At 72.8% G+C, this 26,260-nt stretch carries 24 protein-coding genes; 9 read left to right on the forward strand and 15 right to left on the reverse strand.

The features are described 5' to 3' along the window. Positions 1–2: 2 nt before the first annotated feature. Positions 3–926 carry a bile acid:sodium symporter family protein gene (locus tag ACFYVJ_RS15980; RefSeq protein WP_388891428.1) on the forward strand — a complete coding sequence of 308 codons (924 nt, stop codon included), beginning with the start codon at positions 3–5 and terminating at the stop codon, positions 924–926. On the opposite strand, the gene ACFYVJ_RS15985 is transcribed toward ACFYVJ_RS15980, so the two are convergent. The 10 genes from ACFYVJ_RS15985 to ACFYVJ_RS16030 all read right to left on the reverse strand — a co-directional run bounded on the left by ACFYVJ_RS15985 (position 853) and on the right by ACFYVJ_RS16030 (position 11,710). Continuing rightward, positions 853–2,022 (reverse strand): lactate 2-monooxygenase, encoded by a 1,170-nt coding sequence (locus ACFYVJ_RS15985; protein WP_388891431.1) that lies wholly within the window; start codon positions 2,020–2,022, stop codon positions 853–855. The genes ACFYVJ_RS15980 and ACFYVJ_RS15985 overlap by 74 nt on opposite strands. Then, positions 2,019–4,313: an MMPL family transporter gene (locus tag ACFYVJ_RS15990; RefSeq protein ID WP_388891433.1), complete on the reverse strand. Its 2,295-nt coding sequence runs from the start codon at positions 4,311–4,313 to the stop codon at positions 2,019–2,021. Before ACFYVJ_RS15990 ends, ACFYVJ_RS15985 begins: the two co-directional genes overlap by 4 nt. 249 nt (positions 4,314–4,562) lie before the next feature. After that, positions 4,563–5,510 carry an ABC transporter permease gene (locus tag ACFYVJ_RS15995; RefSeq protein ID WP_388891436.1) on the reverse strand — a complete coding sequence of 316 codons (948 nt, stop codon included), beginning with the start codon at positions 5,508–5,510 and terminating at the stop codon, positions 4,563–4,565. Then, the gene (locus ACFYVJ_RS16000) at positions 5,497–6,300 is read right to left on the reverse strand and encodes an ABC transporter ATP-binding protein (protein WP_388891439.1); all 804 of its coding nucleotides are present in this window, start codon (positions 6,298–6,300) and stop codon (positions 5,497–5,499) included. The genes ACFYVJ_RS15995 and ACFYVJ_RS16000 overlap by 14 nt, the downstream gene beginning before the upstream one ends. A gap of 33 nt (positions 6,301–6,333) precedes the next feature. Then, positions 6,334–7,452: an ABC transporter substrate-binding protein gene (locus tag ACFYVJ_RS16005; RefSeq protein ID WP_388891442.1), complete on the reverse strand. Its 1,119-nt coding sequence runs from the start codon at positions 7,450–7,452 to the stop codon at positions 6,334–6,336. Positions 7,453–7,637: 185 nt separating this feature from the next. Then, positions 7,638–8,033 (reverse strand): rhodanese-like domain-containing protein, encoded by a 396-nt coding sequence (locus ACFYVJ_RS16010; RefSeq protein ID WP_101420797.1) that lies wholly within the window; start codon positions 8,031–8,033, stop codon positions 7,638–7,640. Beyond that, positions 8,033–8,545 carry a cysteine dioxygenase gene (locus ACFYVJ_RS16015; RefSeq protein ID WP_388891446.1) on the reverse strand — a complete coding sequence of 171 codons (513 nt, stop codon included), beginning with the start codon at positions 8,543–8,545 and terminating at the stop codon, positions 8,033–8,035. The genes ACFYVJ_RS16010 and ACFYVJ_RS16015 overlap by 1 nt, the downstream gene beginning before the upstream one ends. A 366-nt stretch (positions 8,546–8,911) precedes the next feature. Next, complete coding sequence (locus ACFYVJ_RS16020; protein ID WP_388891449.1) at positions 8,912–9,721, reverse strand: ABC transporter ATP-binding protein; 810 nt, start codon at positions 9,719–9,721, stop codon at positions 8,912–8,914. Between the two features lie 3 nt (positions 9,722–9,724). Continuing rightward, positions 9,725–10,747, reverse strand: a complete 1,023-nt coding sequence (locus tag ACFYVJ_RS16025; protein ID WP_388891452.1) for an ABC transporter substrate-binding protein — start codon at positions 10,745–10,747, stop codon at positions 9,725–9,727. A gap of 81 nt (positions 10,748–10,828) precedes the next feature. Further along, complete coding sequence (locus tag ACFYVJ_RS16030; protein WP_018836963.1) at positions 10,829–11,710, reverse strand: ABC transporter permease; 882 nt, start codon at positions 11,708–11,710, stop codon at positions 10,829–10,831. 327 nt (positions 11,711–12,037) lie between these two features. On the opposite strand from ACFYVJ_RS16030, the gene ACFYVJ_RS16035 reads away from it, so the two are divergent. The 6 genes from ACFYVJ_RS16035 (at position 12,038) to ACFYVJ_RS16060 (ending at position 16,341) form a co-directional block, all read left to right on the forward strand. Continuing rightward, positions 12,038–12,598, forward strand: a complete 561-nt coding sequence (locus ACFYVJ_RS16035; RefSeq protein ID WP_388891456.1) for a GNAT family N-acetyltransferase — start codon at positions 12,038–12,040, stop codon at positions 12,596–12,598. Positions 12,599–12,692: 94 nt separating this feature from the next. Further along, on the forward strand, positions 12,693–12,776 hold the full coding sequence (locus ACFYVJ_RS16040) for a putative leader peptide (protein WP_367648462.1): 84 nt from the start codon (positions 12,693–12,695) through the stop codon (positions 12,774–12,776). Positions 12,777–12,943: 167 nt separating this feature from the next. After that, positions 12,944–14,638, forward strand: coding sequence for a nitrite/sulfite reductase (locus tag ACFYVJ_RS16045; RefSeq protein WP_388891459.1), 1,695 nt, complete (start codon positions 12,944–12,946; stop codon positions 14,636–14,638). Next, complete coding sequence (locus tag ACFYVJ_RS16050; protein ID WP_388891462.1) at positions 14,635–14,832, forward strand: hypothetical protein; 198 nt, start codon at positions 14,635–14,637, stop codon at positions 14,830–14,832. The genes ACFYVJ_RS16045 and ACFYVJ_RS16050 overlap by 4 nt, the downstream gene beginning before the upstream one ends. Next, a complete protein-coding gene (locus ACFYVJ_RS16055) occupies positions 14,829–15,533 on the forward strand; it encodes a phosphoadenylyl-sulfate reductase (protein WP_388891465.1) in 705 nt (234 codons plus the stop codon). Before ACFYVJ_RS16050 ends, ACFYVJ_RS16055 begins: the two co-directional genes overlap by 4 nt. A gap of 52 nt (positions 15,534–15,585) precedes the next feature. Continuing rightward, positions 15,586–16,341: a sirohydrochlorin chelatase gene (locus ACFYVJ_RS16060; protein ID WP_388891468.1), complete on the forward strand. Its 756-nt coding sequence runs from the start codon at positions 15,586–15,588 to the stop codon at positions 16,339–16,341. A gap of 66 nt (positions 16,342–16,407) precedes the next feature. On the opposite strand, the gene ACFYVJ_RS16065 is transcribed toward ACFYVJ_RS16060, so the two are convergent. The 4 genes from ACFYVJ_RS16065 to ACFYVJ_RS16080 all read right to left on the reverse strand — a co-directional run bounded on the left by ACFYVJ_RS16065 (position 16,408) and on the right by ACFYVJ_RS16080 (position 21,799). Beyond that, positions 16,408–17,151: a class I SAM-dependent methyltransferase gene (locus ACFYVJ_RS16065; RefSeq protein ID WP_388891471.1), complete on the reverse strand. Its 744-nt coding sequence runs from the start codon at positions 17,149–17,151 to the stop codon at positions 16,408–16,410. A 294-nt stretch (positions 17,152–17,445) separates the two neighbouring features. Then, complete coding sequence (locus tag ACFYVJ_RS16070; protein ID WP_388891474.1) at positions 17,446–18,465, reverse strand: peptidyl-alpha-hydroxyglycine alpha-amidating lyase family protein; 1,020 nt, start codon at positions 18,463–18,465, stop codon at positions 17,446–17,448. A gap of 54 nt (positions 18,466–18,519) precedes the next feature. Then, positions 18,520–19,866: a GAF domain-containing protein gene (locus tag ACFYVJ_RS16075; RefSeq protein WP_388891477.1), complete on the reverse strand. Its 1,347-nt coding sequence runs from the start codon at positions 19,864–19,866 to the stop codon at positions 18,520–18,522. A gap of 277 nt (positions 19,867–20,143) precedes the next feature. Further along, the gene (locus tag ACFYVJ_RS16080) at positions 20,144–21,799 is read right to left on the reverse strand and encodes an acyl-CoA dehydrogenase family protein (RefSeq protein WP_388891480.1); all 1,656 of its coding nucleotides are present in this window, start codon (positions 21,797–21,799) and stop codon (positions 20,144–20,146) included. Between ACFYVJ_RS16080 and ACFYVJ_RS16085 the strand changes: the two genes are divergently transcribed. Continuing rightward, a complete protein-coding gene (locus ACFYVJ_RS16085) occupies positions 21,782–23,083 on the forward strand; it encodes a YihY/virulence factor BrkB family protein (protein WP_388891483.1) in 1,302 nt (433 codons plus the stop codon). The genes ACFYVJ_RS16080 and ACFYVJ_RS16085 overlap by 18 nt on opposite strands. Positions 23,084–23,090: 7 nt before the next feature. Here the strand turns inward: ACFYVJ_RS16085 and polX are convergent, their stop codons facing one another. After that, positions 23,091–24,833, reverse strand: coding sequence for a DNA polymerase/3'-5' exonuclease PolX (polX, locus tag ACFYVJ_RS16090; protein ID WP_388891486.1), 1,743 nt, complete (start codon positions 24,831–24,833; stop codon positions 23,091–23,093). A 288-nt stretch (positions 24,834–25,121) separates the two neighbouring features. On the opposite strand from polX, the gene rsgA reads away from it, so the two are divergent. Further along, a complete protein-coding gene (gene rsgA, locus ACFYVJ_RS16095) occupies positions 25,122–26,240 on the forward strand; it encodes a ribosome small subunit-dependent GTPase A (protein ID WP_388891490.1) in 1,119 nt (372 codons plus the stop codon). Positions 26,241–26,260 lie beyond the last annotated feature (20 nt).

Here is a 26,260-nt window from a genome sequence, read left to right on the forward strand (position 1 = left end):
GCGTGAACTCCCCGGTGGTCACCGTCATGATGCCCGTCGTCCTCGCCGTCATCATGTACGGCCTCGGGCTCGGCCTCACGCTCGCCGACTTCCGGCGGGTCAGGCACCACCCCCGGGCCGTCGCCGTCGCGCTGGTGTGCCAGGTGCTGCTGCTGCCCGCCGCCTGCTTCGGGCTGGTGCTCGCCTTCGATCTGGCGCCCGCGTACGCGGTGGGGATGATGCTGCTCGCCGCGTCGCCCGGCGGGGCCGTGGCCAACTACTACAGCCGGCTCTTCGGCGGCGACGTGGCCCTCAACATCACGCTCACCGCCGTCAATTCGGCGCTCTCGCTCTTCTCCCTGCCGCTGATCGTCAACTTCTCGCTGGAGTACTTCGACGTCGGCAGCGACTCCCTCGGGCTCAACTACGACAAGATCCTTCAGGTGTTCGCGATCGTGCTGATCCCCGTCGGGCTCGGCATGCTAACCAGGGCCCGCGCCCCGCGGGTCAGGGAGCGCATCGACCGGCCGGTGCGGGTGGCCTCCCTCTTCGGGCTCTTCCTGGTGATCGTCGGCGTGGCCTGGGCCGAACGGGACCGGATCGCCGACTCGTTCGTGGACCTCGGGCCGATCACGTTCCTGTTCACGCTCGTCTCGCTGGCCGTCGGCTACGGCGCCACCCGGCTGGTGCGCGCCGCGCACCCGCAGGCCGTGGCGTGCTGCTTCGAGATCGGCATGCACAACGTCGGCCTGGCCATGACCATCGCGGTCAGCCCCACCCTGCTGGACAGCACCGCGATGGCCATGCCGGGCGCCGTCTACGCCGTCCTCAGCTACGTCGCCGCCACCGCCGTGGGCTACGGGCTGCGGGCGATCAGCCCGGAAGCCGCCGCACGTCGCCGGGGCCGAGCTCCCGCACCGAGCGGTGACCGGACAGCCCCAGGGTGAGGTCGAGGTCGGCGAGCAGGCTGCGCAGCACGTGCGTCACGCCCGCCTCGCCGCCGTGCGCGAGGCCGTAGGCGTACGGCCTGCCGTACAGCACCGCACGCGCCCCCAGCGCCAGGGCCTTGAGCACGTCGGCCCCGGTCCTTACGCCCGAGTCGAAGAGCACCTCGACCCGGTCGCCGACCGCCTCGGCGACCTCCGGCAGCACGTCGAGCGACGCGACCGCGCCGTCGACCTGCCGGCCGCCGTGGTTGGAGACGACGACGCCGTCCATGCCCGCGTCCGCGGCCCGGCGGGCGTCGTCCGGGTGCTGGACGCCCTTCAGCAGGATCGGCCCGTCCCAGTGCTCCCGCAGGAACGGCAGCCGGTCCCAGGTCCTGTCGGTACCCGTGAACATCGGCACCCAGCGCAGCACCGCCGCGCCCAGGTCCTCCTCCGGCGGCTTCTCCAGACCCGCGCGGAACGCCGGGTCGGAGAAGGCGACGGCGGTGCCGACACCGCGGATGAACGGCAGGTAGGCGGCGTCGAGATCGCGCGGCCGCCAGGCCAGCGTCCAGGTGTCGAGGGTGACGACGAGGGCGGTGAAGCCCGCGGCGCGGGCGCGCGCCAGGATGCTCGCGCACACCTCGTCGTCGTTCGGCCAGTAGAGCTGGTACCAGCGCGGGCCCGCGCCGCTCGCCTCCGCGACCTCCTCGATGGTGTACGAGGAGGCCGTGGACATCACCATCGGGATGCCGAGGGCGGCGGCGGCGCGGGCCGTGGCCAGCTCGCCGTCGGGGTGCACGATCGACTGCACCCCGACGGGCGCCAGCAGTACGGGCGCGGGGAGTTCGGTGCCCAGCACGGTGGTGGCCGGGCTCCGCCCGGTGGCGCCGGTCAGCATGCGCGGGACGAGGCGGACCCGGTCGAACGCCGACCGGTTGGCCCGGGCGGTGGCGCCCGAGCCGGCCGCGCCCGCGACGTACCAGAACGGACCGTCCGCCAGCCGCTCGCGCGCGGACTGCTCCAGCGCGGTGAGGTCGGTGGTGAACGCCGGCAGCTCGTCCGCCAGCCCGTTCAGATAGATCTCGTTCTGGTAGTTGCCGAACGGCAGGTTCATCGGCGGCTCCCTTCGACCAACGGAGAGTCTGCGGGAACCGGCGGCGGAACGCTACCCATCGGTACCGGCTGCGGCTCGGCGTGCTCCAGGTCGGGCAGCCGGCGCAGCGCCTTGGGGAAGTACCAGTTGCGCTCGCCGAGCAGCGCCATCACCGCGGGCAGCAGCACGCCGCGGATGATCGTCGCGTCGATCAGCACGGCCGTCGCAAGACCCACGCCCATCTGCTTCATGGACTGCATCGACAGCGTGCCGAAGATCGAGAACACCGCGACCATGATGACGGCCGCGCTGGTCACCACGCCCGCGGTGGTGATCACCCCGTGCGAGATGGCGTCGGCGGTGCTCCGCCCCTGCGCCCGCGCCTCCTTGATCCGCGAGACCACGAACACGTGGTAGTCCATGCTCAGCCCGAAGAGGATGACGAAGAGGAACAGCGGCAGCCAGGCGACGATCGCCCCGACGCCCTCGGCGCCGACCAGGCCCGCGCCCCAGCCGTGCTGGAAGACCATCGTCAGCACGCCGTACGCGGCGCCCACCGACAGCAGGTTGAGCAGGATCGAGGTGATGGCGATCGTGAGCGACCTGAAGGCCATCAGCATCAGCAGGAAGGCGAAGGCCACCACGAAGAGGAAGACCGGCACCACCGCGCCGACGAGCTGGTCGTTGAAGTCCTTGCTCCCCGCGACCTGGCCGCCGACCGGCGCCTCCACGCCGTCCACCGCCTCCAGCGTCACCGGCCGGATCTCGTCGCGCAGCAGCGCGAGGCTCTTCTCCGCCTTGTCCTGGTCGGAGCCGCCGACGAGGGGGACGTCGATGATGGCGACGTTCTTCTCGGCGTAGACCTGGATGTCGATCGGGCCCTTGGACGCGCCCGTGTCCAGCGCCTGCTCCTCGAAGTCGACGATGGCCTTGCGGACCTCGGGCGCGTTGATGTCGTCGGCCTTGACGACCACCTCGGCGGGGTCGGAACCGCCGGGGAACGCCTCGTTGATCCGGTCGTAGGTCTGCACGATCGGCAGCGAGTCGCCGAACTCCTGGTCCAGCGTGAGGTTCGCGGTGTTCATGCCCACGGCGGGCAGCGCGATCGCGGCGAGCGCGCCGGTGGCCACGATCACCGCGGCCTTCGGCCGGCGCAGAACGCGCGTCAGCACGGCCCGCCACACCCGGCTCTCGCCGCCGGCGTTGGTCCTGCCCCGCTTGAGCCGCGCCAGGAACGGCACCCTGCCCTTCTCGACCCGCTCGCCGAGCAGCGACAGCATCGCCGGCAGCACGGTCACCGAGCCGACCATGGCCACCGCGACCACCATCAGCGAAGCGACGCCCATCGCCGCGAAGTCGGCGAGGCCGGTGAAGAGCATGCCGCACATCGCGACGATGACCGTGATGCCGGAGACCAGCACCGCGCGCCCGGAGGTGGCGGCGGCGATCTCCAGCGCGGTCCGCGCGTCCCGGCCCTTGGCCCGCTCCTCGCGCTCGCGGCGCAGGTAGAACAGGCAGTAGTCGACGCCGACGGCCAGCCCCACCAGCAGCATCACCGAGTCGGCGACGTCGCTCATCGGCTGTACGTGGCTGACCACGCCCATCAGGCCCATCGTCGCCACGATCGCGGTGATCGCCAGCACCATCGGCAGCAGCGCGGCGACGAACGCGCCGAAGACGATCAGCAGGATGCCGAACGCGATCGGCACCGCCGAGTACTCCGCCTTCTTGAAGTCCTCGCCGAAGGCGTCGTCGAAGGTCTTCTCCATGCTGGCGCCGCCGATCTCCTCGATCAGCAGGCCCCGCGACTCGTGCGCGTCCTGGACCTTCGCGACCGCGTCGGTCACCGGCTCCACCCGGTCCGCCGCGGTCTCCGGGTCGCCCTTCATCCGGAACTGGACCAGCGCCGAGCGCCCGTCCGCGGAGATCGTGTCGCTCTCGTACGGCGAGACGACGTCCGTCACCTCGCCGGTGCCCTCGACGGCCCGTACGACGTCCTCGACGGCCGTACGGAACTCGCTCGCCGACGCCTTCGGGCCGCCCTTCTGCGCCTGGACGAGCACGCTCTCCCCGACCGGCTCGTCCACGCCCGCGTCTTCCAGGATCTTCGCGGACCGCCCGGTCTCGCCCGGGACCTCCTCGCTGTCGCTGACCTCCGCCCGCCCCGCCGCGGAGCCGGCGACCGTCGCCAGCACCACGAACAACACCCAGATACCCACCGCGGCCCAGCGGTGGGTGACGCTCCAGCCGCCGACGGCCGCGGCGACGCCCTGACGCCGCTTCGTATGCCTCGGCGCCCTCGGTGCCCCCATCGTCCTTCTCCCTCGTGCGCGGCGGCGGCACACTGCCCCCACCTGCCGATACGACGCTAGAGAAGGCCGGGCGCGGTCCCCATCGTGCTGGCTGGTGAACCCGGTGGTGCTCAGCTCCACCGAAAGAAGGGGGGATAACCCCACCCCGGAGGAGTCGTGTCCCTTACACGCATCGCGCCGGGGACCGGTCCGGGCCTTGAGCTACGGCCCGGAGCGGTCCCCGGCGGGTTCTCGGGGGAGCGGGTGCGGTCAGCGCGTCACGAGCAGCCCCCGGTTGCGCAGCACCCGGCGCTCCAGCGGGCCGAACACCAGCAGCTCGATGGCGACGCCGACGATCAGGATCAGCAGGATCGCGTTGAGCACGATCGCCATGTCCTGGTACCCGCGGCCGGTCTCCAGCAACTGGCCCAGGCCCACCCCGAGGTCGGGGGAGGTGGCGATGATCTCGGCGGCCATCAGCGACCGCCAGGAGAACGCCCAGCCCTGCTTGAGCCCGGCCAGATAGCCGGGCAGCGCCGCCGGCAGCAGCACGTGCCGTACGCCGTGCAGGCCGGTGGCGCCGATGACCTGGCCGGCGCGCAGATACAGCGGCGGGATCTGGCCGATGCCGGAGACCAGCCCGTTGGCGATCGACGGGACGGCGCCGAGCAGCACCACCGCGTAGATCATCGACGGGGTGAGGCCGAACCAGATGATCGCGGCCGGCACCCAGGCCACCGACGGCAGCGACTGCAGCCCGGTGAGGATCGGGCCGATCGCGGCGCGCACGAACGGCACCTTGGCGACGATCAGGCCGAGCGGGGTGCCGATGGCGATGGCGATGAGGAAGCCGAGGACGCCGCGGGACAGGCTCGTCCAGATGACGTCGAAGAGCGTGCCCTCGTACCACTGGTCGGCGAGCGCGTCCCAGACCTGGCCGGGGCCCGGCAGTTGGTAGTCGGGCTTGACCTCCAGCACGTACAGCAACTGCCAGACGGCCACGACGAGGGCGACCGCGATGATCGGCGGCAGCACCTTCTGCAGCAGCACCTGGCGCAGCGGGGTACGCGCCGCGGTCCTGGTGTCGAGGGCGTCGAGGCCCGCTTCGAGCCCGGCGAGGCCGGCGGCGTCCTCACCGGACTTCGCGCCGGCCTTGCCACCGGACGCGCCGGACGCGCCGGACGTGCCGGTGCTGCCGGTGGTGTCAGTGCTTGCCATGGCGGCGGATCTCCCCTCGCAGCTCTTCGGTGATCTCCAGCGAGAGGTTGGCCACCTCGGTGTCCTCGATCCGGCGCGGCTGCGGGATGTCGATGGTCCACTCCCGGGCGATGCGCCCGGGGCGGGAGGACATGAGGATCACGCGCTCGGCGAGCTTGACCGCCTCGCGCACGTTGTGGGTGACGAAGAGCACGGAGACCTTCGTCTCCGCCCAGATGCGGGTCAGCTCGTCGTGCAGGACGTCGCGGGTGATGGCGTCGAGCGCGGCGAACGGCTCGTCCATGAGCAGCAGCCTGCTGTCCTGCGCGAGCGAGCGGGCCAGCGCGACGCGCTGGCGCATGCCGCCGGACAGCTCGTGCACCCGCTTGCCGGACGCGCCGCCGAGCCGGACGAGTTCGAGCAGGCGCTCCGCCTCGGTGCGGCGCTCGGCCTTGGCCAGGCCGCGCATCTTCAGCGCCAGCTCGACGTTCTTGCCCGCGGTCAGCCACGGGAAGAGGGCGTGCTCCTGGAACATCAGCGCGGGGCGCTGACCGCCGGGTATCTCGATGGTCCCGGCGGTCGGCGCGTCCAGTCCCGCGACCAGGTTGAGCAGGGTGGACTTGCCGCATCCTGACGCGCCGAGCAGGGTGACGAACTCGCCTGGCGCGACGTCGACGGTGACGTCGTCGAGCACCAGGAGCTGTTCCCCTGGGCGCCCGAACGTCTTGGACACGTGCGTGATGCGGGCCGCGGGCCCGTCCCCGGCCTGCGCGGAGCCGGCCGGGGCGTCGTCGGTGATGGCGGTGGACATCTCTTGCACCTCCCGGAGGTGAGGCGGGCAGAGCTACTCGACGCCGAGGCCGGCGTCGTCGACGGCGGGCCGGCCCTCGCTCTCGAGCACCTTGTTGAGGATGGACAGGTCGTAGATGCCGTCGGTCTTCGCCTCGTCGAGGAGGCCCGACTTGACGCTGTGGTCGGCCTGGTCGCCCAGGGTGGTGGCGAGCGGGTCGTCGGTGACCTCGATGTCGGCGAAGGCGCGGTCGAGCACGTCGGCGGGCAGCGGCTTGCCCGCGTACTCCTCGATCCCCTCGTTGACCAGGGTCTTCGCCTCGTCGGGGTTGTCCTTGATCCAGGCGTTGGTCTTCACCGAGCCGCGCACGACGGCCTCGACCACGTCGGGGTGGTCCTTCAGGAACGCCTGCGAGACGATCAGGTGGGTGGTGACGAACTTGCCGTCGTCCCACAGCTCCTTCTCGTTCAGCAGCACCTCGCCGCCCTTGGCGACCAGGTTGGAGGCGGTGGGCTCGGGCACCCAGGCGCCGTCGAGGCCGCCCTGCTGGAAGGTGGTCGGGATCTCCTTGTTGTCCTGGCGGATGACGAGCACGTCGCCCTTGCCGGACTGGGGGTCGACCTCCAGGCCCTCGCCCGCGAGGTAGTTGAGGAGGGCCACGTCCTGGGTGTTGCCGATCTGCGGCGTGGCGATCCGCTTGCCCTCCAGGTCGTCCAGGGACTTGACCTTGTCGGGGTTGACGACCAGCGAGGCGCCGCCGGAGGTGGCGCCCGCGACGATGCGCAGGTTGCGGCCGTCCGCCTGGGTGTAGCCGTTGATGGCGGGGGAGGGGCCGATCCAGGTCATGTCGACGGAGCCGGCGTTGAGCGCCTCGATGGCGGACGGTCCGGCGTTGAAGATCTGCGGCTTGACGGCGGTGCCGCCCAGCTCCTTGGTGATCAGGCCGTCGTCGCCGAGGCCGACCAGGGGGGTCGCGTGGGTCACGTTGCCGAAGAAGCCGATGTTGATCTCGTCGAGACCGCCGATCTTCTCGCCCTGGGCGGCGGGGGCCGCGTCGTCGCCCTTGTCGTCGCTGTCGGAGCCGTAACCGCAGGCGGTCAGGGCGAGCAGGGGAAGGGCGGCGGTGCCGGCGAGCAGGCGTATGGCCGCGCGGCGGCGGCGTGGTGCAGACACGGGAGGGTCATCCTCTCGGGGGTGTTCCGGGAATCAACATCGTCTTTCCGAGTATCCCTATTGACTTAGTAGGGATAAGCCCATCGGGGCGGCTCGGTCAAGGGGGTTCTTGAGGCGTGGACGAATCGCCCGGCATATGGGCCGGGCTTTCGCACGCCTTTGCACGCCTTTGTGCAGGTGAGGCGTTACGGGAGCGTGACCGGCAGCCCGGCCGCCCGCCACGCCTGGAAGCCGCCGGTCAGATCGGTCGCCCGGGTCAGTCCGAGGGACCTGAGGGAGGCGGCGGCCAGCGACGAGGCGTATCCCTCGTCACACATGACGATCCAGTGCACCCCCGTGCCGGTGGCCTCGGCCACCGAGGCGCCGCTGGCCGGATCGCAGCGCCACTCCAGGTGGTTGCGCTCCACCAGCAGCGCTCCCGGTACGGTGCCGGAGGCGCGCCGCTGGAACTCGGGCCGGGTGTCCACGAGGACGGCACCGTCGGCGAGCGCGGCGTACGCCTGCCGGGGGGTGAGGCGGTCCAGCGTGGCGCGTACGGCGGCGAGCGCGGCGTCGATCCCGGGGGCCTCCGCGGCGGCCATCAGCCGGTCACCGGGTCGGTACGGACCGGGCGCAGGCCGCCGCCGGGCAGCTCGGCGTAGTACGACATGGCGGACAGCGCGGGCGCGTAGGCGTGGATGCTGACGGCCGGTGCCGTCCCGGCGTTGACCACCTCGTGGACGTACCGCGGGCCGAACGAGCGCAGCCCGCCCACGGCCAGCTCCCGCGCCCGCGGCGCGGCGGGCGGGTCGGGGAAGCTGCGCTCGGTGAGCACCCCGGAGACGACCGTGAACGCCCCCGCGGCGCCGCCGTGGTCGTGGATCTCGGTGCCCTGCCCCGGCAGCCAGGTCAGCAGCCAGACCTCGTGGCCCCCGGTCACCTCCAGCCGGGTGTGAAAGCGGGCCGCGGCGTCGAAGCGGACCGCGGGCCGCCAGCGGCCGGGCCGCCCGGCGAAGGCACGGACCAGCCCCGCGAGCGCGGCGGGCGTCGGGCCGGCGGGCGCGGCCGGGGCGGCTGCGGGCGCGGCGGGGGAGAGGGTCGGCGGGGTGGACATGGAGACCTCGTTCCGGGGTGTGTACGGGGCGGGCTGAACGAGCGGGCGGAAAGGGCCCGTTCGGAATCGAGCACCCGCGGCGTAGACCCGGGTGCGGCCGTCTACGGACGGCCGCATGGACACAGCGCGCTCGCCACGCGCACCAAGTCCACGTGGTGGCGGGCGAAGAAGCGCTGGTCGGTGGGCATGCACGCACGATGGCAGAGATACGGCCGCGCACGCAATTCCCTTGCCGGGAAACGGAATTGCCGACGTAATTCCGAAACAATATGAAGCGTTTGTTAAATCTGCGGAGAGCGGGCATACGCCGCCGCCCGGGGCCCCGTGATGCGCGGGCCCCGGGCGGCGGCGTACACCGGTGGCGGGCTAGTGGGCGCCGCCCAGGAGGCCGCGGATGTGGGCCGCCAGGGTCTCGAACTCCGGCGCCGACATGACCTTCCCGTAGTCCCGGGCCGCCGGCAGGTCCACCGGCATTGTCTCGATGATCCGGCCCGGGCGGGCGCTCATCACCTCCACCCGGGTGCCGAGGTAGACGGCCTCCGAGATGGAGTGGGTGACCAGCACGATGGTCGTGCCGGTCTCCCGCCAGATACGGTTCAGCTCGACGTTGAGGTGCTCCCGCGTCAGCGCGTCCAGCGCACCGAACGGCTCGTCGAGCAGCAGTACCGGCGGCTCGTGCAGCAGCGCGCGGCACAGCGCCACCCGCTGCTGCATGCCGCCGGACAGCTCGTGCGGCAGGGCGTCCTCGAAGCCCTGCAGGCCCGTCAGCTCGATCAGCTCGTCGGCCCGGCGGGCCGCGGTCTGCTTGTCCATGCCGCGCATCTCGGCCTGGAGCAGGATGTTCTTCCGCGCCCCGCGCCACTGCAGCAGCGCGGCCCGCTGGAAGGCGAAGCCGATGTTGCGCTGCGGCTTGGTCACCTGCCGGCCGAGCAGGCTGACCTGGCCCGTCGTCGGCAGCACCAGGCCGGCGATCATCTTCAGCAGGGTCGACTTGCCGCAGCCGGAAGGGCCGAGGATGGAGACGAAGTCACCGGGCTCGATCCGCATCGAGACCCCGTCGACCGCCGTGGTGCGACTGCGCTTCGTCGTGAAGGTGCACGTCACATCGCGGATGTCGATGCTTGCGGACGCCGCCGCTTCGGTCGCGGCGGTCTTCTTCTGTTCGAGCTGCGGCACTGCTCACCCCTTAGCGGCGTACGACGCGTCCCAGTAGTCGGCGGGCTTCTTGGCCTCCTTCAGCATCCCGCCGTCCGACAGCAGGTCGATAGTCTCCTGCCACGACTCCTCGGAGTTGACGCCGATGCCGCCGCCGTCGCCCTCCAGCAGCGGCAGCGTGTCCTTGAGCTGGTTGGCGAGCACGTTGTCCGGCGGCGGCTCGGTCGCGGCCTCGGACATGATCTTGACGGCCTCTTCCTGGTTGGCCTCGACCTCCTGCCAGGACTTCGTGGTGGCCCGGACGAACGCCTTGGCCAGCTCGGGGTCGTCGGCGAGCATCTTGTCGGAGGCGACGATGCCGGTGCCGAGGACGTTCATGCCGAAGTCGGAGAAGAGGATGTAGTCGACGGTCTTGCCGGTGGTGTTCTCGATCGTCGGGCCCTGGTCGTGGAAGAAGCCCATGATGGCGTCGACCTTGCCGGCGGCGAGCTGCGAGATCTTGTCCGCGGGCTGGACGTTGACGACCTTGACCTTGGACGGGTCGACGTCGTTGGCCTCCAGCCAGCCGGGGAAGGTGGCGTACATCGCGTCGCCCGGCGTGCCCGCGACGGACTTGCCCTCCAGGTCGGCCGGCTCCTTGATGTTCTCGTCGGAGACGAACTGCACGGAGGACGGGCCCTTCTGGAGGTAGACCCCGAGGCTCTTGACCCCCATGCCCTCGCCTATGCCGGCCATCAGCGGCGGGGTGTCGGCCCAGCCGAAGTCGGTCTTGTTCTGCGCGACCTGCTGGATGGTGGCCGCGGAGCCGTTCCCGGGCTTGATCTCCAGGTCGATGCCCTCGTCGGCGTAGAAGCCCTTCTCCACGCCGTAGTAGAAGGCGGCGTGCTCCCCGTACGGCACCCAGTTGAGCGTCAGCGTGACCTTCTTGCCGTTGCCGTCGCCGCCTGAGTCGCCGCCGTCGTCGTCGTCCGACGTGTCGGGGGCGCAGCCGGCGGCGGCGGCGAGCAGCGCGCTCAGCAGGGTGAGTGTCGCCGCGGTGCGTTTCATGTCGTTGCCTTCCTGGGTGGTCCGGTACTGCGGGATACGGGCTGCGGCGCCATGGACGCGAACGGGCGGGAAGGGGCCCGCTCAGGTCGTCGCCATGGTCACGCTGGAGCCCTCGCGGCGGCTGGCGTGCCACGGGATGAGGAGGGACTCGGCGACCTCGATGACGACGAACAGCACCACGCCGATCGCCGACATGAGGATCAGGTCCGCGAAGAGCAGCGCGGAGTTCAGGTTGCCGCTGGCGAGCAGCAGGATGTAGCCGAGCCCTTCGCTGGCGCCGACGAACTCGCCGACGACCGCGCCGACCACGGCGAGGGTCACCGCGACCTTCAGCCCGGCCATGAGCTGTGGCAGCGCGCCGGGGAAGCGCACCTTGACGAAGACGCTCCACCGGCTGGCGCCCATCGTCGCGGAGAGATCCAGCAGTTCGGGGTCGGTGTCGCGCAGCCCGGCGACGCCGGAGACGACGACGGGGAAGAAGGCGATCAGCACCGCCAGGATGATCTTCGGGGAGAGCCCGGTGCCGAACCACACGATGAGGATCGGCGCGATGGCGATCTTCGGGATGACCTGGGCGAAGAGGATGATCGGGTAGAGGGAGCGCTCGGCGGTCTTGGAGTAGACGATGAGCACGGCCGAGGCGATGCCGATGAGAGCCGCCAGCAGGAAGCCGATGACCGTCTCGTACAGCGTCACGTAGGTGTGCTCCGCCAGCATCGAGCGGTCTTCCCACATGACCTCGAAGACCGAGCCGGGGGTGGGGACGAGGTAGCGCTCGACCATCTCCCGCGCGGTGACGAACCACCAGACGAGGCCGATCACGGCGAGCACGATGAGGGGCCGCCACACGGCGGAGCCGAAGGCGGCGAGCTGGTTGCCGAGGCGCGCTCCGCGCCGCCCCGTCCGCTCGGGAGCGGTCGGGACGGCGGCGGGCGCCTTGATGTCGTCCTGTGCCGTTGTCACTCGAGATGCATCCAATCGAGGTTGAACACGTGGCCGTCGCCGGTGCGGTCGTGCGGACGGTGGAACGGCTCCCGGCACCGGCCCGGGTGGCGTCCGGGCGGTGACCGTGGCGGCCTGTTCCGAGACTCGTCCTGCGGTCGTGCAGTGAGGGTGGTGCCAGGTGGTGCCGAGTGGTGCCTGGTGCGGTGCTACGACAGTGGCCAAGGCCACAGAAAGCGCTTGCCATAAGCTACGGGCGGCGCCCACCCGCGGGCAAGGGGTCGTGAGGCAGATTCCTGCACGGCACCCGGCTCCGCAAGGCACCGTGCGCCGTGGTCTGATTCCCCCATGGAGAGCACCGCCCTCACCACCTGGTCGCTGGAGCAGACCGCCGCGGACGATCTCACCCCGGCGGCCGCGCCGGCGGCCGTCGCGGCCGGCGAGCTGACCGTCGTACGCGCCGCTATCCCTTCCCCGGGTTTCAACCGTTATCTCTACGGGGCCGTCGGCGCCGACGTGTCCTGGACGGACCGGCTGGTGTGGGACGAGGAGCGCTGGCGCGCCTTCGTCGAGCAGCCGGGCACCGAGACGTGGGTGGCGTACGAGCGCGGGACGCCCGCCGGCTACCTGGAGTTGGAGGGGCAGCCGGACGGGGTGGTGGAGATCACCTACTTCGGGCTGCTGCCCGCGTTCCGCGGCCGGCGCGTCGGCGGGCACCTGCTCTCCGTCGGCACGGCGCGCGCCTGGGACCTGGCGGAGCGGTGGCCGGGGCGGCCGCCCACGCGCCGGGTGTGGGTGCACACCTGCAGCGATGACGGCCCGTACGCCCTGGACAACTACCGGCGCCGCGGCTTCCGGATCTTCGACGTCCGCACCGAGGACACCCCGGCCGGCGGACCGCGGAAATAGGGCCTTAAACCCCGGTGTCCATATAGCAAGACCGGACTGTCCGCATGGCGGATTACTGTGGACGATCCGCGGCACCCCATGCCACGCTCTCTCCATGGATCGAGCTGGAGTCGCCCTGGTGAGTCGGCGTCACGTCGATCTCGGCCGTATGTCCAGCGCCATCTGTCCGGCGGGCTGAAAGTCACAGCACCGCCGACCTCCCGCCGCCGCCCAGCCGTCCCCACCGTCGCGGACGCACGCGCGCGCCCCTGTACAGCCGCCCTGCCGAAGAACCGTTTGCGCAGGTCACCAGGGTCGTACGCGCTCAGGGCCGGCTCCTCCGCTTGCCTTAAGGACACCCCTGTCATGGCTAACTCCTCCTCGCGCCCCACGGCGGCCGGTCGCCGCAAGGCGGGCCGCCACCGCGGCGAAGGCCAGTGGGCCGCCGGCCACTTCACGCCGCTCAACGCCAACGAGCAGATCAAGAAGGACGACGACGGTCTCAATGTGCGGACACGCATTGAGACGATCTACTCCAAGCGCGGCTTCGACTCCATCGACCCTGCCGACCTGCGCGGCCGGATGCGGTGGTGGGGGCTGTACACCCAGCGCAAGCCCGGTATCGACGGCGGCAAGACGGCGATCCTGGAGCCCCACGAGCTGGACGACGAGCACTTCATGCTCCGCGTCCGCGTCGACGGCGGCCGGCTGACGGTCACCCAGTTGCGGACGATCGGCGAGATCTCCCAGGAGTTCGCCCGCGGCACCGCGGACCTCACCGACCGGCAGAACATCCAGTTGCACTGGATCCGGATCGAGGACGTCCCGGAGATCTGGCGCCGGCTGGAGTCCGTGGGCCTGTCCACCACCGAGGCATGCGGCGACGTGCCGCGCGTGGTCCTCGGCTCGCCGGTCGCCGGCATCGCGGCGGACGAGATCATCGACGGCACCCCGGCGCTGGAGGAGATCCAGCGGCGCGTGGTGGGCAATCCCGCGTACTCGAACCTGCCCCGGAAGTTCAAGGGTGCGATCTCCGGCGCGCGGCAGCTCGACATCGTGCACGAGATCAACGACGTCGCCTTCGTCGGCGTCGAGCACCCGGAGCTGGGCCCGGGCTTCGACGTCTGGGTCGGCGGCGGCCTGTCGACCAACCCCAAGCTGGGGGTACGGATCGGCGCCTGGGCGTCGCTCGAGGACGTACCGGACGTCTTCGAGGGCGTCGTCGCCATCTTCCGCGACTACGGCTACCGCAGGCTGCGCAACAGGGCCCGGCTGAAGTACCTGCTCGCGGACTGGGGCCCTGCGAAGTTCCGCCAGGTGCTCCAGGACGAGTACCTGCTGCGCACGCTCCCCGACGGCCCGCCGCCCGCGGCGCCCGCCGAGCGCTGGCGCGACCACATCGGGGTGCACCGGCAGCACGACGGCCGCTACTACCTGGGCTTCGCCGCCCGCGTGGGCCGCGTCGACGGCGGCACGCTGACGAAGATCGCCGAGCTGGCGGCGCAGCACGGCTCCGACCGGCTGCGTACCACGGTGGAACAGAAGATGCTCATCCTCGACGTCGAGGAGGACCAGGTCGAGCCGCTGCGCGAGGCGCTGGCGGCGCTGGACCTCCAGGTCGACCCCTCGCCGTTCCGGCGCGGCACGATGGCCTGCACCGGCATCGAGTTCTGCAAGCTGGCGATCGTCGAGACCAAGGCCCGCGGCGCCTCGCTCGTCGACGAGCTGGAGCGCCGGCTGCCCGGCTTCGACGAGCCGATCACCATCAACCTCAACGGCTGCCCGAACTCCTGCGCCCGTATCCAGGTGGCGGACATCGGTCTGAAGGGGCAGCTCGTCACCGACGACGACGGCCGGCAGGTCGAGGGCTACCAGGTCCACCTCGGCGGCAGCCTCGGCATGGACCCGGGCTTCGGCCGCAAGGTGCGCGGCCTGAAGGTCACCGCCGCGGAGCTCCCCGAGTACGTCGAGCGCGTGCTCACCCGCTACACCGCCGGACGCGAGGACGGCGAGCGGTTCGCCCAGTGGGCCGCGCGGGCCGGCGAGGAGGACCTCAAGTGAGCGGGCGGGCGGCGCCGTTCTACTGCCCGTACTGCGGCGACGAGGACCTGCGCCCGTCCGAGGAGGGGACCTCCCGCGGAGAAGGCACAGCGTGGGAGTGCAGGTCCTGCAATCGCGCTTTCAAGCTCTCGTTCCTCGGGCTGCTGGCCGACGGCCTGCGTCCCGACAGCGATGGAGGGAACCACAACCGATGACGGTCATCGAAGACGCGGACACCGATACCGCGGCGCTTGCCGAGCGGGCCGGCCGCGAGCTGGAGGACGCCCCGGCGCTGGAGATCCTGCGCTGGGCGGCGGACACGTTCGGCAAGCGCTTCTGTGTCACCTCGTCCATGCAGGACATGGTCGTCGCCCATCTGGCGTCCCGTGCCATGCCGGGCGTGGACGTCCTGTTCCTCGACACCGGCTACCACTTCCCCGAGACCATCGGCACCCGCGACGCCGTCGCCGCCGTGATGGACGTGAACGTCGTCTCGCTCACGCCCCGGCTGACGGTCGCCGAGCAGGACGCCGAGTACGGCCCGCGGCTGTACGAGCGCAACCCCGACCTGTGCTGCGCGATGCGCAAGATGCAGCCCCTGGAGGACGGCCTCGCCGCGTACGACGCCTGGGCCACGGGACTGCGCCGCGACGAGTCGCCGACGCGCGCGAACACCCCGGTCGTCGGCTGGGACGCCAAGCGGCGCAAGGTGAAGGTCTCGCCGATCGCCCGCTGGACGGAGGCGGACGTGCAGGCGTACGTCGCCGAGCACGGCGTGCTGACCAACCCGCTGCTGGCCGACGGCTACCCCTCCATCGGCTGCGCGCCCTGCACCCGCCGCGTCGCCCCCGGCGAGGACGCCCGCGCGGGCCGCTGGGCCGGCTTCGCCAAGACCGAGTGCGGCATCAACGTCTGACCCCACCGCGACCCAACCGAGCCCCAACCGGACCGTCCTAGCGTTGCGAGCCATGCATCCCGTACTGCTGATCGTCGCCCACGGCAGCCGCGACCCGCGGCACGCCGCCACCGTCGCCGCGCTCGCGGCGCGGGTGGCGGGGGCGCGTCCGCACGCGCGGGTGGAGACCTGTTACCTGGACCACTGCGCCCCGCGGGTGCCGGGGGCGCTGCGGCGGCTGTACGACGAGGGCGTACGGGACGTCGTGGCGCTGCCACTGCTGCTGGCCCGCGCCTTCCACGCCAAGTCCGACATCCCCGCCGCGCTGGACGAGGTACGGGCCGCGCTGCCGCGGCTGCGCGTCGTGCAGGGCGGCGTGCTGGGCCCGGACCCGCTGCTGACGGCGGCGCTGGACCGCCGGATGGCGGCGGCGGGGCTGCACCTGCCCGCGGAGCGGGCCCGCACGGGCGTCGTGCTGGCCGCGGCGGGCTCCTCCGACCCGGAGGCGATCGCGAGCGTCGCCGAGACCGCGCGGGAGTGGCGGCGTACCGCTGGATGGTGCGCCGTGCGGCCCGCGTTCGCCTCCGCGGCACCACCCCGTACGGCCGACGCCGTCCGCGCGCTGCGCGCGGACGGCGCCGAGCGGGTGGCGGTGGCGCCGTACGTCATCGCCCCGGGCTACCTGCCCGACCGCATCGTGCGGGGCGCCACCGAGGCGCGGGCGGACGTGCTCGCGCCGGTACTGGGGGCGGCACCGGAGCTGGCGCTGCTGCTGGCGCGGCGGTACGACGAGGCGTGCGCGGCGGAGCCACTGCCACTGTCCGCGTAACGCCCCGGAGCGCTGTGCGCCGGTACCGGGCTGCTCGGGCCCCGCTTCGGCGGGTCCGGTCGCCACTCAGGCGGGCGCCTCGGCCGAGAAGAGCAGGAAGTTCGGCAGGTGGACGTAACTGTCGATTCCCGGAGTGGTGGGCCGGGCCGCCGCCGCTACGGCCGGGTCGAGCCCCGGCTCCGCCGTCTCTCGCAGGCGGCAGCCGAGGGAGGCGAGCTCGTTGAGGTACGCCGAGAGGGGGCGGTGGAAGTCGGACGCGGCGGCCCCGGCGATCTCGTACTCCTCCAGGTACCTCTCCACGCGGTACGCGCCGTGTTCCACCCAGGTGCCCAGCAGTTGCTCGAAGGCGGGGTGGACCAGGGCGAAGACGAGCGGGCCGCCCGGGCGCACCGCTTCCACGCAGGCGCGCATCGCAGGCTTCCAGTCCGGGATCGCCATCAGGACCATGCTGCACACCGCGGCGTCGAAGGGGGCGCCCAGGTCGGGCAGCCGTGTCAGGTCTGCCTGGACATAGGCCATCCCCTGCCGCAGCTCGGCCTCCTTCTCGCGGGCGAAGGCGCACATCACGTCCGTCGGCTCGACTCCCACCACCTGCGCCCCGTGCCCGGCGAGGATGCGGCTGAAGTACCCGTTTCCGCAGCCGGCGTCCAGCAGCCGTCGGCCGCGCACGTCGCCCAGCAGCCGCAGCAGGGTGGAGTTGACCAGGTGCCGTTTGGCGAAGTCCCCGTCTGCCGCCGCCGTTTCCATCGCCTCGCGCGTGGTGGAGGCGTTCCACCGCCCGATCGCGGTCTCGTTCGCCCTGGATGTCATTCGCGCGAGCCTAAGGCCGCCGGTAGGCACGGCGCGACCGGGAATCGGCAGGGCGAGGGTCGCACCGGCCCGGACGCACGGGCCGCCGCCGCGGGGCCGCGTCGTCGGTGGCGGGTGTGAGGATGCCCGGCATGCCGCCGTTGCTTCCCACCGACATCGAGCGTGCCGTGCACAGCAGTTGGGGCCCGGACACGTGCAGCCGCAGATGATCCGCCTGCGCGAAGGAGTACGAGCTTCTCCGCGACCGGGTCGCGGAGAAGCTCATGGCCGCGCGTGAGGTCTTCCGCGCCCGGGTCAGCCCGAGACCCGGCGCCACTTGCGGAGGCTGATCAGCTCGCGGGGCGGGGTCAGTTTGCTGCCGACCTCGACGTACGAGACCTCCGCCGCGTAGACGTCGCCCGCCGAGTCGACCGCGATGCTGTGCAGCCAGTTGAAGCTCGCCGGGGACTCGCCGGGGAGGTCCGCGCCGAAGCGGGTGACCTCCCGGCCCGCCGTGTCGAAGACGCGGATCTTGTGGCCGATGCCGGGGACGCCGTGCTGGATCGGGGGCGGGCCCTGTTCCGCCACGTACAGGCGGGTGTCGGGGCCCGTGCCCGTGGTGCAGACGGCGACCGCCTTGTGGGCGTGCCAGGTGGTGCGGAAGTCGCCGGTGCGGGAGAAGACCTGGACGCGGTGGTTCTCGCGGTCGCAGACGACCACCGCGTCGTCGTCCGCGAGCGTCAGCGCGTGCGGGAGGCTGAAGCTGCCCGGGTCGGTGCCGGGGGTGCCCCAGGAGGCGAGGTGGCGGCCGGCGGGGTCGTAGTGGTGGACGCGGGAGTTGCCGTAGCCGTCGGTGACGAAGACGTCGCCGGTGCGCGGGCATATCGCCACGTCCGTGGGGCGGTTGAAGGGCTCGCCGCTCTGGAAGCCGCTGGGCTCGCCGGTGCCGAGGGTCAGCAGGGCGGTGCCGGTGCGGTCGGTCTTGGTGATCGTGTTGCCGACGTCGTCGACGAGCCAGAGGTGGTCCTCGTGGTCGACGGTGACCGCGTGCGGCCGGGTGAAGCGGCAACCGCGCCAGCGCGGCTGGACGTTGCCGTACGGGTCCTCGTACAGCTCGGTGCCGAGGTACGGGGTGTCGTTGCCCCACATGTCGACAACGTTGCCATCGGGGTCGAAGACGAGCACCGGCATGTTGCCGCGGTTGAAGACGTAGACGCGGTCGGCCGAGTCGACGGCCACCGAGGTTGCTTCCCTGAGCCAGATCCCGTGCGGGATCTTGGCCCAGAGGGGGACGGGTTCGTAGACGGTGTCACCGGTCGCGGGCCCGACGGGCATCGCTTCCTCCCCTGCAGACGCGTGGGCGGGAGATCATAGCCCGCGCGGGCGAACTCAGCGGCGGGCGGCCAGCACCGCGGGGGCCGTGGACCGGGGGAGGAGGTCGGCGGGGCGGCTGGGGAGCAGGAGCTGGACGTCGAGTTCGTCGGAGAAACGATACGGCCGGTGCGCCAGCAGCCCGCCCAGCTTACGGCGCAGCCGGGACAGCTCCGCCCGTACGGTCACGGTGCGCTCCGGGTCGCCGAAGAGCGCGTCGGCCAGCGCCGTGGAGCTGAACCCGTCGCGGTGCACCGCCAGCAGGTACAGCAACTCCGCGTGCCGCGGGCTCACCTGCTGCGACCACCGCCCCGCGCCGCCCAGCACCACCAGGCTCGGCGACGCCGGCCGGGTCAGGTCCAGCACCACCCGCGTCGGCCCGGCCGCCGGCCCCTCCGGCTCGACCCGTACCAGCCACCCGCCGCCCGGCAGCGGCTCCAGCGCGCACCGCCCGAGCCCCGGCAGCACGCACGCGCCCGCCGCCGGCGACTTCGGCAGCGCCACCCGCTCCGGCGGCACCATCCCGGTGGCCGCCGCCGTCCAGCCGTGCTCGTCGACGGCCAGCGCCCGGCCGCCGAGGCCGGCGAGGACGGGCGCCGCGACGGCCCGCAGCCGCCCCATCGCCGTCCAGTGCCGGTCGCGCAACTCGCCCTCCGCGACCCGGCCGACGGCGGTGACGAACGCCAGCGAGATCGTCGGCATCGTGCGCGCAGGGCCCGTGACGTTGACCACGCCCAGCAGCCTGCCGTCGCGCGGGTCGGTCAGCGGCGCGGCGGCGCAGCTCCACCTGCGGCAGTTGCGCAGGAAGTGCTCGTCGCCGTAGACGCCGACGGGGTGACCGGTCGCCAGCGCGGTGCCGATGCCGTTGGTGCCCGCGGAGTCCTCGCTCCACGTCGCGCCCTCCGCGAGGCCGATGCGGCTCACCGCCTTGAGCATCGCGCGCTCGCCCTCCCGCCACAGCACCACGCCGTCGGCGTCCGTGACCACGACGACGTGCTCGGGCACGCTCTCCTCGGCCGGGATCAGCCCGTCGCGCAGCACCTCGCGCAGGACGCCGACGCCCGCCGTACGCCGCCGCCACTCCAGCTCCGCGACGCCCACCCGCCGGGGCCGGCCGTCCTCGCGGTCCAGGCCGCGCTCCTCCGCGCGGCGCCAGGAGTCGCCGATCAGCTCGCGGGGTACGTGGGCGGCCGGCGGCAGTTCGGGCAGGGGGACCGCGTACGCCTCGGCTGCCCGGCCGCCGATCTGCCTGCCGCCCGCGCCGCTGGTCGTCAGCGCCCGCCCCCAGCCGGCCCGCGGGCCACGCGCCCGGCTCCGCTGCCGGTGCCCCCGCCCGCTGCCGCCCGCATCCGCACTTTCCGGCACAACACTCCCCGCTGGCCCGTCCGTTCAGCCGGTCCGGGGTCAATGGTGCACGCGGCACCGCCCCTCCGCCCACCTCTTGGACCAAACCGACCACGCCGCAGCAGCAAGCTGCAACGGTGTGCAACCTTTGCGTGCGCGCGTGCGCGACGAGTTGAGTGGGAGCCGGGTTGACGAGCGGAGGGGGTGCCGAGTCGGCGCGGCACCGCTTTTCCGACGCCCTGACACAGCGGAAGGTCTCCTCCCCACCCTGCGGGAGGGACCTTCCGCTGTCGCGTTCCTAGCCGGCGGGCACCGGCCGGGCCCGGTCCACCACCGCCCTCAGGTCCAGTCCGTGCGGCAGCGTGCCCAGCTCCGCACCCCACTCGCCGCCCAGCCGTGAGGCGCAGAAGGCGTCCGCGACGGCCGCGGGCGCGTGCCGTACGAGCAGCGTCCCCTGCAGCACCAGCGCCAGCCGCTCCGCGAGCCGGCGCGCCCGGGTCTCGACCCCCGCCAGGTCCGCCAGTTCGGTCAGCAGGTCCTTCACCGCCCGGTCCAGCCGGTGGTCCGCGCCGCGCGCCCGGCCGATCTCGGTGAGCACGGCGTCCACCGCCCGCGGCTCCCGCTGCAGCGCGCGCAGCAGGTCGAGGGCCTGGACGTTGCCGGAGCCCTCCCAGATCGAGTTCAGCGGCGCCTCGCGCAGCAGCCGGGGCATCCCCGACTCCTCCACGTACCCGTTGCCGCCCAGGCACTCCAGCGCCTCCGCCGCCACCGGCGTGCACCGCTTGGTCACCCAGTACTTCGCCGCCGGCACCGCCAGCCGCAGGAACGCCAGCTCCTCGTCCGTGCCCGTGTCGTACGCCGCCGCCAGCCGCAGCGCCAGCGCCGTCGCGGCCTCCGACTCCAGCGCCAGGTCCGCCAGCACGTTGCGCATCAGCGGCTTGTCGGCGAGGACCCCGCCGAACGCCGCGCGGTACGTGCAGTGGTGCACCGCCTGCGCCACCGCCTGGCGCATCACGGCCGCCGCGGCGGTCGCGCAGTCGACCCGGGTGGCGGCGACCATCTCGATGATCGCGGGGATCCCGCGGCCCTCCTCGCCGACCCGCCAGGCGAGCGTCGTGCCGTCGAACTCGACCTCCGCGGAGGCGTTCGAGCGGTTGCCGAGCTTGTCCTTGAGCCGCTGGAGCAGGAAGGTGTTGCGGCTGCCGTCGGGCAGCACGCGCGGCAGCAGGAAGCAGGTCGGCCCGCCGGGCCCGGCGCCGTCCGGCACCTGCGCGAGCACCAGGAAGGCGTCCGACATCGGCGCCGAGCAGAACCACTTGTGGCCCGTCAGGGCGTACGCGCCGTCCCCGGCCGGCTCCGCCCTGGTGGTGTTGGCCCGTACGTCCGAGCCGCCCTGCTTCTCCGTCATCCCCATGCCGGCGAGCGCACCCGCCTTCCCGGCGGCGGGCACCAGGCCCGGTTCGTACACCCGCGAGGTCAGCAGCGGCTCCCACACCGCCGCCAGCTCCGGCTGCGCGCGCAGCGCCGGCACGGCGGCGTGCGTCATCGACAGCGGGCAGCCGTGCCCCGCCTCGGCCTGCGTCCACACCAGGAACCCGGCCGCCCGCCGCACGTGCCCGTCGGGCCGCCCCCAGGCGTCCGTGAGCCCGGCCGCCACACCGCGTGCGAGCAGCCGGTGCCAGGAGGGGTGGAAGGCGACCTCGTCGATGCGGTGGCCGTAGCGGTCGTGGGTGTGCAGCACGGGCGGCGAGGCATTCGCCTCCGCGCCCCACCGCTGCGCCTCGGCGGAGCCCGCCGCCCGGCCGAGCCCGGTCAGCTCCGCGTCCGCCTCGGCGTGCCGCTCGGGCGCGACGTACCGCTCGACCGCCTCGGTGAGGGCCGCGTCGGCGGCGTAGACGTCGTAGCCGACCAGGGGTGGTGCCTGATTCGTCACCGTATGAGTACCTGCTGCCATGACAGCTACGGTAGGCAGGTGGGCGCAGAACGGGAAACGGGTGCGGAACAGGGCGGACGCGGCGAACCCCGCGGCCGGCTGAGCCGGGCCCGCGCCCTGTACCAGAACCTGCCCAAGCGCCGGGTGGCCTGGCTGCTGCTGAAGGACACCGTCCATTCCTGCATGCAGCACCGCGTCATAGGGCTCGCCGCCGAGGCCGCGTTCTTCAGCCTGCTCTCGCTGCCGCCGCTGCTCCTCGGCCTCCTCGGCCTGCTGGGCTACTTCGACCAGTGGCTCATCGACGTCGAGACCATCCGGCACAACATCATCGACGCCTCCGACACGGTCCTGACCGCCAAGGGCGTCGACCAGATCGTCCGCCCGCTGCTCGACGACGTCACCCGCGGCGGGCGCCCCGACCTGATCTCCTTCGGCTTCGCGCTGGCGCTCTGGTCGGGCTCGCGCGCCGTGAACGTCTTCATCGACACCATCACGATCATGTACGGGCTCGAAGGCCACCGCGGCATCGTCAGGACGCGGCTGCTGGCGTTCGGGCTGTACCTCGTGGCGCTGGTCATCGGCGTGGTCGCGCTGCCGCTGATGGTGGCGGGTCCTGACGCGGTGGTGAAGCTGCTGCCGTGGAGCGAGACGGCCGTACGGGTGCTGTACTGGCCGGTCGTCGTGGTGCTGTCCGTCGCCTTCCTCACGACGCTCTACCACGCGGCCGTCCCCGTGCGTTCGCCCTGGCGGGAGGACCTGCCCGGGGCGCTGGTGGCGCTCGGCATGTGGCTGCTGGGCAGCGTGCTGCTGCGGCTCTACCTGCTGAACGCGGTGGAGGGCCCGACGATCTACGGGTCGCTGGCCGCGCCCGTCGCGGTGCTGCTCTGGTTCGGTGTGTCGGCGTTCGCCGTGCTGGTCGGCGCGGCGGTCAACGCCGCCTTCGACCGCGTCTGGCCGTCCGTCGCCACCGCCACCGGCCGCGCCGAGACCGCCCGCGCCCGGGAGGAGGCGGCTGCCCGGCTGGTCGCGGCGGCCTCGGCGGAGCGGCAGGCGCGCCTGCGCGGGCTCGACGGGGACGCCTCCGCGGAGGAGCGGGCGCGGGAGCCCGAGCCGGAGTGGGCGGAGGAAGAGGAGGAGGCGGCGGAGGAGGACCGCAGGTCCCGGGCGAAGGACCGGCCGCTGGAGCCGCCTGAGCCGCCCGCATCTTCGGAGCAGCCGCCGAAGCCGCCGGAGCGGCGGCGGTGGGGCGGCCCGGGGGCGGCGTCCGCGGCGCACGGGGAGAGCGAGCGGCACGAGGTGAAGTGAGCGCGCGTCACTTCCCCTTCGCGCGCAGGAAGCGGCGCAGCTTCGCCAGCGGCCAGGTGTTGATCACGTCCGCGGGCGTCAGCCAGCCGCGCTGCGCCATGCCCACCCCGTAGCGCATGTTCGCCAGATCCGGCACCGAGTGCGCGTCGCTGTCCACGGCGAACTTCACCCCGTGGCCGCGCGCCCGCAGGATCAGCTCGTCCGGCAGGTCGAGCCGGTTGGGGTGGGCGTTGACCTCCAGCGCCGTGCCCGTACGGGCGCAGGCCGCGAACACCGCGTCCCAGTCCGCCTCGACCGCCGGCCGCTTGCCCGCCTTGCGGGTGGTGGGGTGGCCGATGACGTGCACGTGCGGGTTCTCCACCGCGGCGAGGAAGCGGCGGGTCATCTCGTCCTTCGGCTGGGTGAAGTGCGAGTGCACCGAGGCCACGCAGATGTCGAACGTCTCCAGGAACTCGCCCGGCCAGTCGACCGAGCCGTCCGGCGCGATGTTCAGCTCCGTGCCGTGCAGCAGCCGCAGCCCGCCCGAGCGCCGCCGGTGGCGTGCGTCCAGCTCCGCCACCGTCTCGCGCTGGGCGAGCATCTTCTCCTTGGTCATGCGCTGCATGCGCAGCTCGGGGGCGTGGTCGGTGATCGCGTAGTACGCGTAGCCGCGCTCCCGGGCCGCCTCGACCATCGCCTCCAGCGTGTCGATGCCGTCGGTGAGGTCGGTGTGGGTGTGCAGGTCGCCGCGCAGGTCGTCCTCCGTCACCAGCTCCGGCAGCTCGCCGGCGGCCGCGGCCTCGATCTCGCCGCGGTCCTCGCGCAGCGGCGGCGGGATCCAGGGCAGGCCGAGGCGGGCGTAGACGTCCTCCTCGGTGGTGACCCGGATGCGGCGTTCGCTGCGGGCGTGGAAGAGCCCGTACTCCGACAGCTTCAGCTTCTTGCGCACGGCGATCTCGCGGAGCCGGATGTTGTGCTGCTTGGAGCCGGTGAAGTACTGGAGCGCCGCGCCCCACGCGCCCGGCGGCACCACCCGCAGGTCGACCTGGACGCCGCCGGTGGTGCGGATGCTCGTCTTCGTCTCGCCGGAGCCGATGACCTCGCCGACGTGCGCCAGTCCGGTGAACGCCGCCATCAGCGGCGCGGAGTCGGCCGCGGCGGCGAGCACGTCGAGGTCGCCCACGGTCCCGCGGCGGCGGCGCAGCGAGCCCGCGTACGCGCAGCGCTCGCAGCCGGTCACCGCGGACAGCCGCGCGACGATGTCGTCGGCGAGCGCGAGCGCCGTGTCGACGGGGATCCGGCCGGTGGCCGAGCGCAGCAGGTCGATGCCGTGGAGCAGCTTCTCCTCGCTCTTCGGCCCGAAGCCCTTGAGGCCGCGCAGCCGGTGCTCGCCGATGGCCGCCGCCAGCTCGTCGACGGAGGACACGCCCAGCTCCTCGTACAGGACCAGCGCGCGCTTCGGGCCGAGCGCGGGGATCGCGATCAGCTCGCGGACCCCGGCCGGGATCCGTCCGCGGGCCTCGTCGATCGCCGCGATGTGGCCCGTACGCAGGTACTCGCCGACCTTGCCCGCGATGGAGGCGCCCACTCCGGGGATCTCCTTGAGCTCCTTGGCGTTCAGCCCGGCCACGTCGGCGGAGTGGTTGGCGACCGCGCGGGCGGCGCGCTCGTAGGCGCGCGCCTTGAAGGCGTCGCCGCCGGTGATGGACAGCAGGTCGGCGTACTCCTGAAGGAGCGCGGCGACCTCCTCGTTGGACGCCACGTCGGTCACCTCGGTCCACGTCGCGGAGGCTGCGGGGGTACGGGAGCGGCGCCGCGCCCGGCGACGCTCCCCTGCGCACCAGCATGCCGCCGATCGCCGCGCCCCGCCGGACGAGCGCGGCGGGCGGCCCGCGGGGGCGGGGAAAACCCGTGGCGTGACACGTGCGCGGCTGCATACGCTTTCAGCGCACCACGTGACCGGTATCGACCAGGGAGGTGAGGGCCATGACCGAAGCCGTCAGGGGCGTAGTCCCCGCAGGACAGCCGCACGCCCGCTCCTTTCTGAAGGGTCGCTCCGTTGACACACCTTCCCGCACCTCACCGCCTGATCGCCTACGGCTGGGATGAGGCCGCCGCCGACGCCTTCGCGCCGTACGAGTCCGAAGGGCTGATCCCGGCCCGCATCGCGCGGGTGGACCGCGGCTCGTGCATCGCCCTCACCGAGGCGGGGCCCGTCCGCGCCACCACCGCCCGCCTCGCCGCCGCCGACCGCGCCGCCGGCCGGACAGCCGACCTCGCCCGGCTGCCCTGCACCGGCGACTGGGCGGCGCTCGAACCGGGCGAGCGGTTCGCCGTACGGGCCCTGCTGCCGCGCCGCACGGCCTTCCTGCGCTCGGCGTCGTCCAAGCGCTCCGAGGGCCAGGTCATCGCCGCCAACGTCGACCACGCCGTCATCGCCGTCTCGCTCGCGGAGGCGAGCGCCGCCGACATCGAACCGGCCCGCCTGGAACGGCTGCTCTCCCTCGCCTGGTCCAGCGGCGCGCAACCGCTGGTCGCGCTCACCAAGGCCGACCTGGTCGAGGACCCCGTGGTCCTCGGGCACCTCGTCGACGACGTCGAGGAACTCGCGCCCGGCACCGCGGTCCTCGCGGTCAGCGCCGCCACCGGCGCGGGCGTCCCGCAGGTGGCCGCCGCGCTGTCCACCGGCACCTCCGTGCTGCTCGGCGCCTCCGGCGCCGGGAAGTCCACGCTGGCCAACGCCCTGCTGGGGGAGGGCACGCAGCGCGTCCACGAGGTACGCGACGCGGACGGCAAGGGCAGGCACACCACGGTCTCCCGCGACCTGCTGCCGCTGCCCGGCGGCGGCGTCCTCATCGACACCCCCGGGCTGCGCGGCGTCGGCCTGTGGGAGGCCGACGACGGGCTCGGGCAGGTCTTCGCCGAGATCGGGGAACTGGCCGCCCGCTGCCGCTTCCACGACTGCACGCACACGGCGGAACCGGGCTGCGCGGTACTCGCGGCGCTGGAGGACGGCGAACTGCACCCGCGCCGCCTGGACAGCTACCGCAAGCTCCAGCGCGAGAACGCACGCATCGCCGCCCGCACGGACCTGCGGGTGCAGGCGGACCGGCGGCGGGACTGGAAGCGCCGCGACGCGGCGGAGCGCGAGGCGCGGGCGCGCAAGGGGCGAGGCTAGTGCTGTGACCGCATAGGTTC

The organism is Streptomyces sp. NPDC004134 (assembly GCF_042874195.1).
Lineage (GTDB): Bacteria > Actinomycetota > Actinomycetes > Streptomycetales > Streptomycetaceae > Streptomyces.

Bases quoted from the DNA above. Each gene is read 5' to 3' on its own strand.
- ACFYVJ_RS15985 (WP_388891431.1), bottom strand. From the start codon at position 2,022: ATGAACCTGCCGTTCGGCAACTACCAGAACGAGATCTATCTGAACGGG.
- ACFYVJ_RS15990 (WP_388891433.1), bottom strand. From the start codon at position 4,313: ATGGGGGCACCGAGGGCGCCGAGGCATACGAAGCGGCGTCAGGGCGTC.
- ACFYVJ_RS15995 (WP_388891436.1), bottom strand. From the start codon at position 5,510: ATGGCAAGCACTGACACCACCGGCAGCACCGGCACGTCCGGCGCGTCC.
- ACFYVJ_RS16000 (WP_388891439.1), bottom strand. From the start codon at position 6,300: ATGTCCACCGCCATCACCGACGACGCCCCGGCCGGCTCCGCGCAGGCC.
- ACFYVJ_RS16010 (WP_101420797.1), bottom strand. From the start codon at position 8,033: ATGGCCGCCGCGGAGGCCCCCGGGATCGACGCCGCGCTCGCCGCCGTA.
- ACFYVJ_RS16015 (WP_388891446.1), bottom strand. From the start codon at position 8,545: ATGTCCACCCCGCCGACCCTCTCCCCCGCCGCGCCCGCAGCCGCCCCG.
- ACFYVJ_RS16025 (WP_388891452.1), bottom strand. From the start codon at position 10,747: ATGAAACGCACCGCGGCGACACTCACCCTGCTGAGCGCGCTGCTCGCC.
- ACFYVJ_RS16035 (WP_388891456.1), top strand. From the start codon at position 12,038: ATGGAGAGCACCGCCCTCACCACCTGGTCGCTGGAGCAGACCGCCGCG.
- ACFYVJ_RS16040 (WP_367648462.1), top strand. From the start codon at position 12,693: ATGGATCGAGCTGGAGTCGCCCTGGTGAGTCGGCGTCACGTCGATCTC.
- ACFYVJ_RS16045 (WP_388891459.1), top strand. From the start codon at position 12,944: ATGGCTAACTCCTCCTCGCGCCCCACGGCGGCCGGTCGCCGCAAGGCG.
- ACFYVJ_RS16055 (WP_388891465.1), top strand. From the start codon at position 14,829: ATGACGGTCATCGAAGACGCGGACACCGATACCGCGGCGCTTGCCGAG.
- ACFYVJ_RS16060 (WP_388891468.1), top strand. From the start codon at position 15,586: ATGCATCCCGTACTGCTGATCGTCGCCCACGGCAGCCGCGACCCGCGG.
- ACFYVJ_RS16065 (WP_388891471.1), bottom strand. From the start codon at position 17,151: ATGACATCCAGGGCGAACGAGACCGCGATCGGGCGGTGGAACGCCTCC.
- ACFYVJ_RS16070 (WP_388891474.1), bottom strand. From the start codon at position 18,465: ATGCCCGTCGGGCCCGCGACCGGTGACACCGTCTACGAACCCGTCCCC.
- ACFYVJ_RS16085 (WP_388891483.1), top strand. From the start codon at position 21,782: ATGAGTACCTGCTGCCATGACAGCTACGGTAGGCAGGTGGGCGCAGAA.
- ACFYVJ_RS16080 (WP_388891480.1), bottom strand. From the start codon at position 21,799: ATGGCAGCAGGTACTCATACGGTGACGAATCAGGCACCACCCCTGGTC.